General features: G+C 70.4%; 10 protein-coding genes, 1 tRNA gene and 1 pseudogene. 4 read left to right on the forward strand and 8 right to left on the reverse strand.

Annotated features, from left to right (window positions below; all coding sequences use genetic code 11):
- The first annotated feature begins 51 nt into the window (after positions 1 to 51).
- Complete coding sequence (locus tag AB0N06_RS15595; RefSeq protein WP_366135215.1) at positions 52 to 1,029, forward strand: WYL domain-containing protein; 978 nt, start codon at positions 52 to 54, stop codon at positions 1,027 to 1,029.
- A gap of 188 nt (positions 1,030 to 1,217) precedes the next feature.
- On the opposite strand, the gene AB0N06_RS15600 is transcribed toward AB0N06_RS15595, so the two are convergent.
- Complete coding sequence (locus AB0N06_RS15600) at positions 1,218 to 5,822, reverse strand: cation-translocating P-type ATPase (protein ID WP_366135216.1); 4,605 nt, start codon at positions 5,820 to 5,822, stop codon at positions 1,218 to 1,220.
- A gap of 70 nt (positions 5,823 to 5,892) precedes the next feature.
- Positions 5,893 to 6,441, reverse strand: a complete 549-nt coding sequence (locus AB0N06_RS15605) for a hypothetical protein (protein WP_366135217.1) — start codon at positions 6,439 to 6,441, stop codon at positions 5,893 to 5,895.
- A 231-nt stretch (positions 6,442 to 6,672) separates the two neighbouring features.
- On the opposite strand from AB0N06_RS15605, the gene AB0N06_RS15610 reads away from it, so the two are divergent.
- Positions 6,673 to 7,110 (forward strand): sensor histidine kinase, encoded by a 438-nt coding sequence (locus tag AB0N06_RS15610; protein ID WP_366135218.1) that lies wholly within the window; start codon positions 6,673 to 6,675, stop codon positions 7,108 to 7,110.
- Positions 7,111 to 7,291: 181 nt separating this feature from the next.
- Here the strand turns inward: AB0N06_RS15610 and AB0N06_RS15615 are convergent, their stop codons facing one another.
- The 3 genes from AB0N06_RS15615 to AB0N06_RS15625 all read right to left on the reverse strand — a co-directional run bounded on the left by AB0N06_RS15615 (position 7,292) and on the right by AB0N06_RS15625 (position 9,416).
- Positions 7,292 to 7,723, reverse strand: a complete 432-nt coding sequence (locus tag AB0N06_RS15615; protein WP_366135219.1) for an SRPBCC family protein — start codon at positions 7,721 to 7,723, stop codon at positions 7,292 to 7,294.
- Between the two features lie 157 nt (positions 7,724 to 7,880).
- On the reverse strand, positions 7,881 to 8,177 hold the full coding sequence (locus AB0N06_RS15620; RefSeq protein WP_366135220.1) for a hypothetical protein: 297 nt from the start codon (positions 8,175 to 8,177) through the stop codon (positions 7,881 to 7,883).
- 300 nt (positions 8,178 to 8,477) lie between these two features.
- Positions 8,478 to 9,416 carry an alpha/beta fold hydrolase gene (locus AB0N06_RS15625; RefSeq protein WP_366135221.1) on the reverse strand — a complete coding sequence of 313 codons (939 nt, stop codon included), beginning with the start codon at positions 9,414 to 9,416 and terminating at the stop codon, positions 8,478 to 8,480.
- A 124-nt stretch (positions 9,417 to 9,540) separates the two neighbouring features.
- On the opposite strand from AB0N06_RS15625, the gene AB0N06_RS15630 reads away from it, so the two are divergent.
- On the forward strand, positions 9,541 to 10,170 hold the full coding sequence (locus tag AB0N06_RS15630) for a TetR/AcrR family transcriptional regulator (RefSeq protein ID WP_366135222.1): 630 nt from the start codon (positions 9,541 to 9,543) through the stop codon (positions 10,168 to 10,170).
- 374 nt (positions 10,171 to 10,544) lie between these two features.
- Here the strand turns inward: AB0N06_RS15630 and AB0N06_RS15635 are convergent.
- Positions 10,545 to 10,658, reverse strand: a pseudogene (locus AB0N06_RS15635) (DNA-binding protein); the annotation flags it as partial.
- A 157-nt stretch (positions 10,659 to 10,815) separates the two neighbouring features.
- Here AB0N06_RS15635 and AB0N06_RS15640 point away from each other — a divergent pair.
- Positions 10,816 to 11,598 carry a polysaccharide deacetylase family protein gene (locus tag AB0N06_RS15640; RefSeq protein WP_366135223.1) on the forward strand — a complete coding sequence of 261 codons (783 nt, stop codon included), beginning with the start codon at positions 10,816 to 10,818 and terminating at the stop codon, positions 11,596 to 11,598.
- Positions 11,599 to 11,946: 348 nt separating this feature from the next.
- Here the strand turns inward: AB0N06_RS15640 and AB0N06_RS15645 are convergent, their stop codons facing one another.
- Positions 11,947 to 13,374, reverse strand: coding sequence for a DUF234 domain-containing protein (locus tag AB0N06_RS15645; RefSeq protein WP_366135224.1), 1,428 nt, complete (start codon positions 13,372 to 13,374; stop codon positions 11,947 to 11,949).
- An 852-nt stretch (positions 13,375 to 14,226) separates the two neighbouring features.
- Positions 14,227 to 14,300 (reverse strand) — tRNA-Gly (locus AB0N06_RS15650).
- Positions 14,301 to 14,724: the final 424 nt, after the last annotated feature.

Consider the following 14,724-nt stretch of genomic DNA (forward strand, 5'->3'; position numbering starts at 1 on the left):
TAGGGCCCGTGTGTGCCAGAAGCTGTCAGTGTTTGGGAGCAGAATCCTCCTGTGTCTGCCGACCGGTTGCTTTCGATGCTGCTGTTGCTCCAGACCCGTGGCCGTATGTCGGCGCGACGGCTGGCCGACGAGCTGAGGGTCTCCGTACGTACCGCCTACCGTGACCTTGATCGCCTGCAGGCCGCCGGGATCCCGGTCCGTGCCGAGTTGGGCCGCGCCGGCGGCTATCAGCTGCTCGACGGATACCGCACCCGCCTCACCGGTTTGAGCGAGCGCGAGGCCAGAGCGTTGTTCCTCGCCGGACTGCCCACGCCTGCTGCCGACCTGGGGTTCGCGGCGGAAGTAGCGGCAGCACGGCTGAAGTTGCTGGCCGCCCTGCCGGCGGGGCGGCGCGAAGAGGCGACGCGGGCCGACGCGATGTTCCACCTGGATGCTCCGGGCTGGTACCGGGAAGCCGAGGCAACTCCGTATCTGCCCCTGCTCGTCGAGGCGGTGTTCAGCCGGCACGCGGTGGATGTGCGCTACCGCCGCTGGCGCGAGCCGCAGGAGGTGAACCGCCGACTGCACCCCTACGGCCTGGTGCTCAAGTCCGGCACCTGGTACCTCGTGGCCGCAGCCGAGGGCCGGATCGCCACCTACCGGATCACCCAGGTCCTCGACGCGGTGCTGAGTGACGAGCGTTCCGAACGGCCGGAGGACTTTGTCCTGGGCGAATACTGGTCGTCCTACCTGGACGACTTCCAGGCGCGCCGCTATACGGGCACTGCGACCATCCGCTTGTCCCCGAAGGGGCGCGAGCGGCTGCCGGCCAACGCTCCGCCCGAGGTGGTCCGGGCATGCGACGCCACGGCAAAGGCGGTTGGCGACGACGGCTGGATCGAGGCGGTCATCCCGACCGAGAGCACCGAACATGCCCGTGGTGAGCTGCTGCGGCTCGGCATCGATGTGGAGGTCGTCTCGCCGGAGGAACTGCGCCGGGCCATGGCAGACGCCGTGTTCGTACTCGCCCGGACCTATGGGCGCGGGTGAGCCGACGGGACAGGACATTCCGCACCGTGGTGCGGGCCCGGTGCGCGACACCCAGGGGCGCTGTGCGCAGGACCGGGGTGGGAGCGGAGCCGAGCACCCCAGCGGTCGGTCGCCGTGGTCACCTGCCCCCGACGTCACTGATCTGCCACTGCTGACTCCCGGCGCCGCGCTGAATCACCTTCAGGTCGTCAGTGGGCGAGCCGCACCACGGGGCGCACGCGCGAGGCGAGGCCGGCCAGCAGCCGGTCGGCCTGCGGCAGTACGCGGGGGCCGAGGGCGGCGGCGCCGACGGCTACGGCCACGCCGGCCCACGCCAGTGGGCCCAGCGGCGTGCACCCGAAGAAGTGGCTGACGACGGGCGTCTGGACGAGGGCGATGAGCACGGCAGCGGTGCCGAGGACGGTGGCCAGGACCAGTGGGCTGTGGCGGCGTCCGACGACGGTCTGGGTGAGCTGGGCGCCGACCACACCGCACAGGGCCATCGTGCTGGTGCGCCGCGCCGAGCCCGGAGTGAGGCTGCCGATCAGCCATGCGACGGTCCCGCCGATTCCGGTGATCAGGCCACGATCGCGGATCTGGCGGGTCAGTGGCCGGCCGAGGATGGCGAGGCCTACGGGTGCGTCGTCGGCTGCGGTGGGCTCACCGACGGGTTCCGGATCGTGGGGGGTGACCGCGACCGCCATCGCCGGGAACATGTCGGTGAGCAGATTGACCAGCAGTAGCTGACGTGTCGTCAATGGCGACGTGCCGGACAGCAAGGTGCCCAGTACGGAGAAGCCGACCTCGCCGGCGTTCCCTCCGAGCAGAATGCTGATCGCGTCGGCCACGCTTCGCCACAGGGAACGGCCCTCGCCGATGGCGTCGATGAGAACCGACAGTTCGTCGTTGGTGATCACGAGGTCCGCGGCGTTGCGCGCGGCGGCCGATCCGCGCGCCGCGATGCCGATCCCGACATCGGCGGCGCGGATGGCGGCAGCGTCGTTGGCGCCGTCCCCGACCATGCCCACGACGCGTCCCGCCTCCCGGAGCGCCTCGACCACCTGCAGCTTCTGCTCGGGTGCGACGCGAGCCACGACGCCGCAGTCCCGGAGCAGGCGCGCCCGCCCCGCCCGGTCGAGTGCGGCCAGCTCGTCACCGGTGACGACCGTGACATCCGATGGCCAGCCCAGAGCGACCGCCACGGAACGGGCGGTCTGAGGGTGGTCGCCGGTGAGCATGACGGGTCGTACGCCGATCTCGCCGAGGCCGGCCACGAGCGGGGCCGAACTGGCGCGAGGGGTGTCGGCCAGTGCCACGAACCCGATGAGTTCCAGCAGTTCGAGGGGCTTGTCCAGGGCCTCCGCCGCTTCTTCCGCCGCGAGGCGGCGCTGGGCGACGGCCAGCAGCCGCAGGCCCTGGGCGGCAAGGGCATGTGCCGTGTCGACGGCTGTCGGATCCGCAGCGGGGCAGCAGGGCAACACGACTTCGGGCGCCCCCTTGATGACCAGCATGTCCTCGCCGTCGTCGCCCCTTCCGACGGCGGCCGCGTAGCCCCGGCTCGCCTCGAAGGGCTGGGCCCGCACGGTGGTCCACCCGGTCTCGCGCGGGGCGGCTGCCAGGACGGCCTCGTCGGTGGCGTGGGCGTGGGCACCCGGCTGCTCGGCGACGCGCGGGCAGGCCCGGGCGGCGATGCGAAGGATCGGTTCCGCTTCGGGGCCGGACGTCGGGTGCTCGGCGCCGGCGGCAGTGACCAGGTGGACGACCCGCAACCGGTTCTCGGTGAGGGTCCCGGTCTTGTCGAAGCACATGGTGTCCACGCGTCCCAGGGCCTCCAGACTGCGCGGCGTGCGGACCAGGACACCCAGCCTGCTGAGCCGGCGCGCCGCGGCCATCTGCGCCACCGTCGCCACCATGGGCATGCCTTCGGGGACGGCGGCCACCGCGACGGCCAGCCCGCCCTGGAGCGCGGCGCGCACCGGGCGGCCGCGCAGCAGGGACAGACCGGCCACCGCGGCGCCGCCGGCGAGGGTGAGGGGCAGGACCCGGCGGGTCAGCCGGTGCAGTCGTGCCTGGACCCCTGCCGAGGTGGGGACCCGGGCGGCGAGGGACGCCGCGCGGCCGGCTTCGGTCTGGTCACCGGTGCCCACCACCACGGCGCGGGCGTGGCCCGCCACCACCGTGGTGCCCTCGAACACCATGCAACTGCGGTCGGCGACGGGCGCCTGTGGTACGGCGGCCACCTGTTTGCGGGTGGGCAGTGACTCGCCGGTCAACGAGGACTCGTCGACCTCGAAGCCGCTGACCTCCAGCAGCCGCGCGTCGGCTGGCACGACGTCGTTGGTGCGCAGCTCGATCACGTCGCCGGGCGTCAGTCGTTCGGCCTCGACGAGGGTCGCCTCGTCTGCTGACACGTCGGGGAGGCGCCGGGCTGTTCGCCGTTGCCCGGTGACGAGTTCGGACAGTGCCTGCTCCGCGCGCAGCCGCTGTACTCCGCCGACCAAGGCGTTCCCCCAGACGGCGCCGATGACGAGGAATGCGTCCACTGCTGATCCCAGCAGTGCCGACGCGGTGGCACCGACCAGCAGGATGGGGGTGAACGGGTCGTCGAGTTCGGCCCACACGGCGCCTGCCAGACGTGCGCCGACCCGCGCCGGCGCGAAGGCCGGGTGAGTGGCTGCGGCGCCCATGACGTGGCCGGTCCGGGTCCGCACCACCGCCCATGCGGTGGGCGCGGCCCGCGGTGCCCTCGCCAGCCGGGCCATGACCTCCTCCGGCTGCAGAGCGTGCCAAGGCACTCGATGCCTGGGGTGCGGGGTCGTACGGGCGGCGACGCCCAGCGCGGTGAACCAGCCCGACACCAGAGCCGCGGCGGTGGCGATGTTGACCGGGCTGATCCGCAGTTCGAGGGGGAAGGGGACCCGTTGCGTCCGGGCCCCGCGGGTGAGGACCAGGAGCTCGGAGAGCGTGGCGCCCGCCTCGGCGAGGAACTTGGACCGCCGGCTGGCCGCCCGTGCAGCGGGCACGGCGGACAGCAACCGCCACGTGCCCTCCAGCCCGCGCAACGGCAGAATATCCGCGCCCCAGACGACAGCGCTGCGCTCGTCGGCAACGGCGACGGCGATGTCACTGCGGAGCAGCCCGTTGAGTACGTCGCGGGCGGGCGCGGTCAACTCCCGTTCCGCTGCAACCCGGTCGTCCGGCACGCGCGCCACCGTGAGGACCGTCCGCCCGCCGCTCTGCAGGCCGGCCACCACCTCGGCCAAGGGGAGCTCGGCAGGGGCGAGTTGGTCGGCCAGCGTCCCGAACTCGCCGAGCGAGTGGTCGTCCAGCACCACAACGTGCAGGCCGGCCCGGCGCGCCGCGTCCAACGCGGCCTCGGCCATCGGGTCGACCTCCCAGCCGACCAGGACGGTACCGACATCTTCGCCGTCCACCGACGCGATCATCAGTCCCGTGTCCGACCGCCCCGTGTCCGACGTCAACTCGTCGGGCACCGGTCGCAGGCCGAGTCCCGGCTCCCCGGACGGCGTCGCTCCGTCCGCGGGCGCACTCAGGGCTGCGGTGGACTCCTGCCACAGCCGACGGTGGTCCCAGCCGGCCATGCTGGGATGGACCTCGAGCACGGTGCGCCGAGTGCCCCGCAGCGCTTCAGGGTGCAGGACCACGGTGTCCACCAGCTCCAGCCGGTGCAGCCGCTCCGGGCTGCGGACCAGCACCTCCTCGCGCGCCAGGGCGCTGCCGAGCGCCGCGGTGAAGGCCGCCGGGCCGTAGCGCGCAGCCTTGGGTGAACCGGCCAGTACGGTCTCGGCCGCCCCATCGAGGTTGCGGGTGAACAGGAGCGTGGTGAGGGCGCCGCCCAGCATCCCGTTGATCGCGGCGTCGGCATACTTTTCGCCGGGGCACGAACGCAGCGGCGGACGTGCGATGTCGTCTCCGGCCAGGGTCAGCCTGTCCGGAGCGCACAGCGTGTCGTGCAGGGCGTCGAATGTCGCGAGCTGTGCAACGGACTCCACCAACTGGGCGGTCCGCAATGCCGCGTCGAGCAGCAGCGGACTCGGCGACTGCCCGACCCCGCAGACTGCCGCATGGGCCGCGGCGAGCACCAGATCGGCCACGTCCGGGCTCAGCGCGCGGCTCAGCACCGTCCGTACCCGGGAGTCCTCACGCATCAGGACGACCGCGGCCACGGCGACCTCCGGCACGGGCTTCAGAAAGAGCGTCCGTGCCGCGAGGGAGGTGGCGATGCCCGCCGCGTCGCACGCCACGGCGACAGCATTGGCGCGCACGCCCCCGGGCGCACCCGGGTGCGCGTGCTCCAGCGTGTGCTCACCGACGTGCACCAGCCCGTGTTCGGCGGCGAGTTCGGACGCCCAGTCCACCACTTGCTCGCTGATCGCACCCTCGGTGGTCTGCACGATCAGCCGCCCCAGGCCGCCGTCCCAGTAGGCGACCAGCACGTCAGGGTGCTCGGCCAGCTCGACGGCCACTTTCTCGGCGGCCACCTCGAGTTGCTCCACGGTGGGTTCCCGCGAGTCCGGATGCTGCCGCAGTGCGAGGTGGATGCGGGAGCCGGAGCGCCAGTAACCGACTTGTGGCGTCACGGTGTTGCGAGCGACCCTGCCGACCCGCAGCGCCGTCGCCGCCACCGCCGCCGCGCCGCTCGCAGCGCCACGCGCACCGGCGCTCACCAGGTCGGCGACCGTCCGCGCCGTGTCGGTGGTCGGCGGGGCGATCCGGCGGGTGGCCTTGACGGGGGCGGCCAGGGCGTTCTGGAGGGCCACGGCGGGCAGCCCGGTCAGGAAACGGAGCAGCATGTCTCACCTTCGCGGGCTTGCCGCACGGGTCGGCGGCGGAACGGTCATGAGAGCGGGTGGAAGGCCTGAGTCAGGGCTTCTTCCGCCCACCTGCCTTGGTCTGTGAGGTGCTCGTGGCGGCACGCTTGGACGAGCGGGCCTTCGCCGTGGCCGAGGTGCTCGTCTTCTTGGGCGCGCGGGTCTTCGCCGTCCCCGGCGTGGCCTTGCCCGGACGGGTCTTCGCCTTCCCGGTGGCGGTCGACGCCTTGGCCGACCCGGCGGCGCGCTTCGCGTGCAGTGCTTCGGCGCGGGCCTCGCCGGCTGTCTGGGCCGCCGCGACATCCTTGGGACGCGGTTGCGTGAGCCACACCACGGCGGCGCCCGCCGCGACCACTGGCCACTCGACCACACCGGCCACGCCGAGCAGCCCGGCACCGGTGTACGCCGCGACACGCCGCGCATGGGGCGAGACGATCCCGACGGAGTCCAGAACACCGTCGACGATCCCCTTGGCCCTCTCGGCGCCAGGGACCTTCTCCATTGCCGTCGTCATCGTCTGCACGGGGTGCGCCAGCGCCTCCTGGACGGGATGCTGCACCTCCGTGTCCCCTGAGCCAGCCGCATGGGAACTGTCAGTCATGGTCGCTCTCCCTCCGTAGCGAAGGCGAGGCATACGACACCGAGGCCGTGACGCTTCTCGCCTTTCCGACAACCTTGACCATATCGGGCAATATCGGCAAGTCTGGGCATATCAACATGCCGCCGTATGACGTACTCGGCGGTGAGGACGGCTGCGCCGAGTCCGCGAGGATCGGCGTCCCGGTCCCGGCGGAGCCGGTCCGCTGACCGGCTCCGCGACGGTGAGGATCCGGTGGACCTCCTGCTCGGCGACGTGGCGGACCGGGCGGCCGCGCTCGTCGGTCGCCGCACGGGCCGCGAGATCGTCGTGCGTGCCGACAGCGGCGTCATACGGGGCCGGCCCGCCGCCCTGCAACGCGCGGTGTCCAACCTCCTGGAGAACGCCGCCAAGTTCGATCCCAGGGGCGACGCCCCGATCGAGTCCGTGATCAGCGGCCCGCGCGTCGAGGTGCGCGACCGCGGCCCCGGCATCCCCGTGCCGGATCTGCCCCGCATCTTCGACCGCTTCTACCGCGCCCCGACCGCACGCAGTCTCCCCGGCTCCGGGCTCGGCCTGGCCATCGTATGGGAGGTGGCCCACGCCCACGGCGGCGAGATCTTCGCTCACAACCGGTCAGGCGGCTGCGCCGTCATCGGTTTCACGGTCCATCACCCCGATTCCGGAGGGTGATCCGGCGCACGGTCCCTACGGGGCGAGCGGGAGTGGGCCGACCAGGCCAGACGCCGCTGGGGCGACCCGTATGCGGGTGCACGGGACGACACCGTTGTCGACCGCTGTTTGCCGCGCTGAAGGGCACGCATCGGCTAGGACGGCCGTGGACCGCACTGCCGTCGTACTCGGTGGGGGCGCCTCACCGCTTCTGTTCCACCAACTCCTTGAAGTGCTCGAGGTCGTCCCGTACAAGCCGTTCGATCGCGGTCGCCTGGGCGAATCCCTTCGGCCCGCCGAACGCCTCCTTGACGGTGCCCGGGTCGTACTCGATCCGGGCCTGGACTCGGGTGTGCTCCTGGTCGATGGGCAGCAGTGAGAAGGTTCCCGACAGGTCGGGACCGCTCGTGGTCTGCCATTCCATCCGGTGTTCCTTGCCGCGGTCGGTGATCTCGGCTTCGAACTTCTGAGCTCGGCCGCCCGCGTTGACGTCCAGGTGCGCCCGGTGCCCGTCCTCCGAACGAGCCTCGCGTACTCCGTCGACGAATCGCGGATAGGTCTCCACCTGGTGAAGGCGTTCCCAGGCCAGAGCGATCGGAACATCAACGTCGATCTGTTCTTCGAGAGTGCTCATCGGCCACCTCGCAAGTAGGTTCACGGTTTACGGGGCCACATCTCCATTGTCGCCGCCAGAGGGCCGATGGAGGCCGGCGTCGGTGTCCGTGGGCCGGGCGGGCCGGTGCCGTCCGTCCTCGGCGTTCCGGGGCACGGGCACAAGGACCGCAGCGGCCTCAGGCGTGCCCGAGTCCGAGTTCGCGGCCGCGGTAGAAGTCTTCCCGCTCCTCGACGATGTACGGGGCCATGGCCTCACGCCGCTGCGTCTCCGCCGCGGAGGCCCGCCAGGAGTCGCAGGCTTCCTTGGTGTCCCAGAACGACACCCCGGTGATCTCCTGCCCGTCCTCGGACCAGTACGCGTAGGCGCGGCGCAGCGCCTGCGGGTACGTGTCCGGGCGCCAGGCCCTCTCGAACTCCTCCAGCGCGCCCGGCTTGATGCGGCGGGTCGTCACCCAGACAAAGTGCTCCACCATCGCGGCCTCCTCTGGAACGCCGGTTCGACTTGATGGCGCCTTCTTGATCCATCGTAGGTTTGTGGCACCGCTTCCGCCTCTGCTGCGGGGCAGTGCGGCCGCCCCAGGTCACTCCCGGGGTGGGTTAAGGTCCCGCATCGACCGCTGTGCACCGATCTGAAGGGCATGGATGGGGCACGACGCGGAGCAGGTGCCCCGCATCATCGTTCACTGGTGTCGAGTCCGGCTGTTGACGCGTCGGGGTTCGGGCACCTTCATGGAGCCAGGGGTTTGCAGCCGCCAAGCCGGTGCTCCCCGCCGCTATGAGTCGACTGCGGCGGGGTCGAGGGAGTCGACGTCCTCCATGAAGCCCAGCATCCGGGCGTTGACGACGTCGGGGTGGTCGATCTGCGGTCCATGGCCGGTCGCGGCGATGATCTCGGCGCGGGCGCCGGGGATCAGGCGCGGTACGCGCTCCAGCTGCCGCTGCGGGTGCACCAGGAGGCTGCGCTTGCCCATGATGAGGTAGAGCGGGGTCCGGATGGAGCGCAGCGCGTCCTCGGTCAGCGGCAGAGGTGCGGGACGGCGGATCCGAAAGGCCCGGGCGCCTATCTGGACCCACTTCCGCAACTCGGGAACGGCGATGACCGGCTGCTCCAGCCAGGAGGCGAGGCGCGGACGCAGCGCCTTGGGAGCGAAGCTGGCGAAGAGGCTCACGAAGACCCAGGCGAAGAAGCGCAGGCCCACCTTCTCCAGGCCGCCCGGGTCGAGGGCGGTGACCGAGGCGAGCCGTCCGGGCCGGCGGTGCGCCTGGTTGAGCACCAGCCAGCCGCCGTAGGACGAGCCGACGAGGTGGACCCGGTCGAGGCCGAGCGCGTCGAGGGCCTCGTCCATCCACTGCGCGGCGCGCTCGGGCTGCCACATGGGCTCGCGGTGGACGCTGCGCCCGGCGTCGCCGGGGGTGTCGAGCGCGTAGACGGGCCGTTCGGCGCTGAGCCCGGGGGTGTTGGGGTACCACATCGCCGAGCAGTAGCCCGCGCCATGGATCAGGACCACCGGAGTGCGGGACTCCGCGGCCGGGTCGGTGGGGCCGTACCGGTAGACGTGCGTGGTGCCGAAGCTCGTCTCGACGTCCGTCTCGGAACGAGCAGGTGCGCCCATCGCGTAGAGGACGTCGCTGGCGGCGAAGTAGCGGTCACGCAGGGTGTCGTTGACGTAGCGGCCGACATCGCGGCGCACACGGGTCGTGTTCTCGGGCACGGAGCACCTCCGGGAAGATCCGTTCTTCGTGATACGACCGTACCATGATAGTGGTACGGCGGTACCATGAAGAGGTTCGGCCGGGCCGGACCGCGAACGCGACCGACGGGCGGAGACACGGCACATGCCAAAGCGCGTGGACCACGAGGAACGGCGAGCCCAGATCGCCGAGGCGCTCATCCAGGTCGCGGGGCGGCGAGGGCTGCACGCCGTCGGCATGCGCGACGTGGCCGCAGAGGCCGGCGTGTCACTCCGGCTCGTGCAGTACTACTTCGAGACCAAAGAGAAACTGCTCTTCTACGGTCTCCAGCACCTGACCGACCGCTTCACCGCACGGGTGGGTGCCCGCCTCCGCGCCGCCGGTACGAACCCGGGCCCGCGCGCGACGATCGAGGCGCTGCTGCTGGCCTCCCTGCCGACCGACGACGAGGGGCGCACCTTCCACCTCCTCTACAGCTCCTACTCGATCCTGTCCGTGACCGACGAGGCGCTGGCCGCCCAGCCCTTCATCAGCAACCCCGACGCCGCAGAGAACGCCCTGACCGGGCTGCTCGAACAGGCCCAGGCGTCAGGCCTGACCGGTCCCGGTATCGCCGCGCGCACGGAGGCGATCAGCCTGCTCGCCATGACGGCGACCATGGGCACCAGCATTCTTGTGGGCCAGCGGAGTCCGGAGTCGGCCATCGCGGTACTTCGTCACCATCTGGACCGGATCTTCTCGACCGCCGAGACGTCGGCGAACGGGGCGGGTTAAATCTGGCGCGCCGTCAGGGCACTTGTGGCACGCGAATGGCCTGTGGGCTCCGAGAGGCCTGGACAACGAAGAAGGCCCAGGTCAGAGACCTGGGCCTTCTCTCAAGAGCGGGTGACGAGAATCGAACTCGCGCTCTGAGCTGGGGAATCACTGGTGCTGACGGTGGTCGAGTGTGTTCTGAGCTGGTGATACGCAGCTGTGGACGCGCCCCCGGCGCGGTGTCTCGGCACCTCTGTTCACCGCTGTTGACCACTCGGCTGGGCACGGATGGGGCACGAGCGTCGGCGGTGCAGTGACATTCACCAAGAACGCATGCCATGGGCCGCCCCGATGAGAAGGCATTGAGGCGCAACTACTCCAAGGGGACTAGTGAGTCAGAGGGGGATGACTCGAACGTGGCTGCCGCAGAGTTTGGTCATGTCGTCGCTGTCGGACGTCAGCAGTGCGACCGGTTTGGGCTGGCGAAGGGCTACTTCGGCCATGGTGGCGTGCCGTTGCGCCCCCTCATCTGTCGCGGAAGTCCTGTGTTTGTCGCCGGCCCCCTGCAGATTCGTCCGTGATCGGTAACTGAGGGACCTCGCGGGGGCGTTCGTGTGTCTTCATGGGTGCACGGCATCGGCGGAGGCAGCAAAGGGGTGGGCGGACATGGCAAGGCGCAAGGGAAGGGGATGGCACGGCCGGCTTCTCGCGGCAGCGCTCGGGGTGACAGCGGCGGCCGCTGCCACCTCGGTGTGGACCGCGCAGGCCGACACCGCCGGAGGGCGGCAGCCGCAAGCGCATGTCTCAGCGCCGGACGCCCGGCCTCAGGACCGGACCGTGGCCAAGGTGGCGGCGGACATTGCGCACGCCTCGGACCGCGGCGCCCGGGGCGTCAACATCACCATCGACGACGGACCGGACCCGGTCTGGACGCCGCAGGTATTGCAACTGCTGAAGGACAGCGGTGTGAAGGCTACGTTCTGCATGGTGGGCACGCAGGCCCAGGCACACCCGGACCTGGTCAAAGAGGTCGTGGCAGACGGGCACCGGCTGTGCAACCACACCGTCTCGCACGACACCACCATGGACACCAAGTCCGAGGCCTACCAGTCCCAGCAGATCCTGGATGCCGAACGCATGATCACCAAGGCGTCCGGGGGCGTCCGGCCGCAGTATTACCGGGCCCCGGGCGGTGCTTTCACCCCGTACAGCCGACAGCTTGCCGCGTCCCGGGGGATGCGGCCGCTGGGCTGGAACGTCGACTCCAAAGACTTCGAGCGTCCCGGCGTGGACACCATGGTCGCCACCGTCAAGAGCGAGATCTCCGACGGGCCGACCGTCCTCTTCCACGACGCGGGAGGGGACCGCTCCCAGACCGTGGCCGCTCTGCGCGAGGTGCTGCCCTGGCTGAAGCAGCAGGGCTACTCCTTCGGCTTCCCCGTGCGGTGAGTGAGGCTCGCCCGCACTGACATCCAGACCCGGACCCCCGGCACCAGCAGACAGATGTGAACGACCCCAGAGAGTGCCAACAATGAGCGCCTCCACTGCGCCGCAAGGATGATCTGGACACCATGACCGTCCGCGTCCGGATGGCCGCGCCCGAGCTGACCACGGGCAGGAGCGCACCGGACGGCAGCAAGTCGGAGGCCGGCAAGCATGTCGTCGTGCTGCCGGGCTTCCTCCGGACCGACCTGGGAAGACACGACCATGCGCGGAATCCTCGGCCCCCGCTGGGGGCCGATGCTGACCGTTGCCTACCGCTCCGACTGGCACGTGGTGGCACGGGCGGTCACAGATTCAGGACCAGGTGTCATGGAGGTCCTCGGGTGTGAGGGTGTGGACGCCGTCGGCGGTGCAGCCGCTGCGGGTGACGGCGAGCAAGGGGGTGGCGTCGTCGGCGCCGGGAAGCTGGGAGCGGTGGGTGATGAGACGGGCGAGGTCGCGGTTGTCGAAGGGCTTCTTCTCCAGCCACTTGACCGAACCCACGAGGGTGATCTTCTTGGCGATGGGGGAGCGATCGGCGCCGACGATGTCGATCTCCGGGTCGTTGGTGCGGGTCCAGTAGCCGCCGATCGCATGGGTGCCGGCGGGCAGTCGACCTTCGTCGGCGCCCAGCCGCCACAAGGCTTCGCGGATGACGGGCTCGATGGCCCTGCCCCGCCAGGACGTCCAGCCGGCACGGATGGTGTCGAGGACGAGGTCACCACGGCCGCGTTCGACCGTCGGGATGCCGGGGCCGATGAAGGAGAGCCAGAAGCGCAGGTACGGGTCGTCGATGCGATAGCGGGTCTCACGGCTGGGTTTGGTGGAGAGGGGTAGTTCGGCGGCGACCATGCGGCGAGAGGTGAGGAGCTCCAGTGAGCGGGATACCGAGCTGGGGTTGAGGCCGCCGGCGGCTCTGCCGATCGTGGTGAAGGTGCGCTCGCCGTGGCCGATGGCGCCCAGGACGGTGCGAGCCTGCGCCTCGGTGGGAAACTCGGCAGCCAGGGTTCGCTCGCCACTGACCAGCAGCGCGGATGTCGGTCTGCGCAAGGCGAGTTCGAGGTACTCCCACAGCCCGGCGCCCTGCGGCCATTCCTCCAGGATGAGCGGGAGCCCGCCGGAGATCAGGTAGGCGTCGAAGGCGTCGGCGGCCGGTAGATCGAGCATCGAGGCGACCTCTGCCGGATTCAACGGCGGCACGACCATCTCGGTGCCCCGCTGGTAGAAGGGCCGCCCGTAGGTGTTGAGCTGTTCCATCATGGCGATGTCGGAGCCGATGAGGATGAGCAGAACGGGCAGCTTCGACAACGCCCGGTCGAACGCCTTCTGCAGCGCGCCCTCGAAGCTCGGGTCCTCGCGTACGAGGTAGGGCATCTCGTCGAGGACCACCACGCTGGGAGAGTCGGTGGGCAGCGCGGAAGCGAGCATGGTCAGCGCGGCGTCCCAGGTCAGTGGGGCGGCGAAATCACCGAACCGCGCCGCGTCGGGAAGCCGGGAGGCCGCCACCTCGGCGGCGAAGCCCGCCAGATCCTCCTCGCGGGAGCCGCCGACGGCGGTGAAGAACACATGCGGCAGCCCGGCCTGCTCCAGGAACTCCTCCACCAGGCGGGACTTGCCCACCCGGCGGCGCCCGCGGATCAGCACGGCCCGTCCGGGCCGTCCGGTGCGCCCGCCGGTCTTCACTGGTCCCAACAAGTCGTCCAGAAGGGCGAGTTCGGTGCGGCGCCCGACGAATCCGTTCACGGCAGTCCATTTCCACGGCGCAGTCTTGATACTCCCATTCAAGATACTATCATTGATGGAAGTATTAAGTGTGCGGAGCGTGATGATGTCGTCCCGTGGCATCGGGGGATCCAGCGTGTACGCCATCCCCGTCGGCCTGCGTGCCCTCCTCATTTGGCGCGGCGGGTCAGGAAGCCCCGGGATCTCTTTTCCTGAAGATCGCCCTGTGGAGCCGCTCGAACCCTGCAGGGTCGGGGTTCGCACCACGGTGGCGACACCGCCGTCACGCGAACCCGAAGGTGGAACCGCGGGCGCCTGTACGGCACTCGACGTCGCTGTTGCGTACCGAACTGCTAGCCCTTGGGGTCGCGCGCCCACTCGCTGCGATTCCATCCGTCCTGCCTTGACCCACCACTGTACGAACGACCTGGACGCCATGGGCCGCGTCTGCTCGGCTCTGCCTGGGGCGATGGCGGACGGGATGGGAGCCCCCAACGCTCGCCACAATGAGCCCGCGGACGGGAACGGCGCCCCTCCATCCCGGTGCCGGCCGATCCCCCGCCGGAGGCATCATCTTGTGCCCGCCGATGACGTCCCGCCCTTGCCCGCATGCACGCAGCGCGCCGCCGGACGCGGCCAGGCGGGGCGCAGACAGGAGGCAGGCCGCGCCGCAAAGGCGGCGCGCGCCCGCGCCGTGCGCGGGCCTTGAACCTGGAGCGTCAGCGGGAGGTGGCCGACGGGATCGACACCCGAGTCCGCGCCGAGCGGGAGAGGGCTGCGATTGTGCCCGACGATCAGGCATCGGGCACGGAACGGGCCTCATGTGGTCTAGACAACAAAGAAGCCCCGGGCCGTTGGCCTGGGGCTTTTGCATGGAGCGGGTGACGAGAATCGAACTCGCGCTCTGAGCTTGGGAAGCTCATGTTCTACCATTAAACTACACCCGCGAAGCGCACTGAATGATCAGCGATGCATCGTCCCACACTCTACCCCATGGCAGGCCCCCGGTGTACGAACCGGGGGTCTTTACGTCATTCGCCAGGGGCGGATGCGGTTGCTGTGGGCGGGAGTTGAGGGCGTAGCGTACGCAGTCGGAGTGCCGCCTGGAGTGGCGTCCTGTTCATCCCCTAATGTGGCGTTCTCGTCCAAGGGTTGTTGGGGAAGGGGCTTGATGGACTCCATGGAGCGCACCGTCGTCCGCTGTGCCGAAGGGCACATTTTCGCTACCGCTTCGTTCCCGATGCAGCAGCTCGGGGCCCGTCGGATCGGTCCCGGGCGGCTTATCCGTTGTCCGCGATGTGCCCGGTTGCGGCAGGCAGTTCCGGTGGAGTTCGAGCGGCGGTAGAAGCCGGCGGCAGGAGCGGCGGCAGG

This window comes from Streptomyces sp. NPDC051020, assembly GCF_040683105.1.
Taxonomy (GTDB): Bacteria; Actinomycetota; Actinomycetes; order Streptomycetales; family Streptomycetaceae; genus Streptomyces.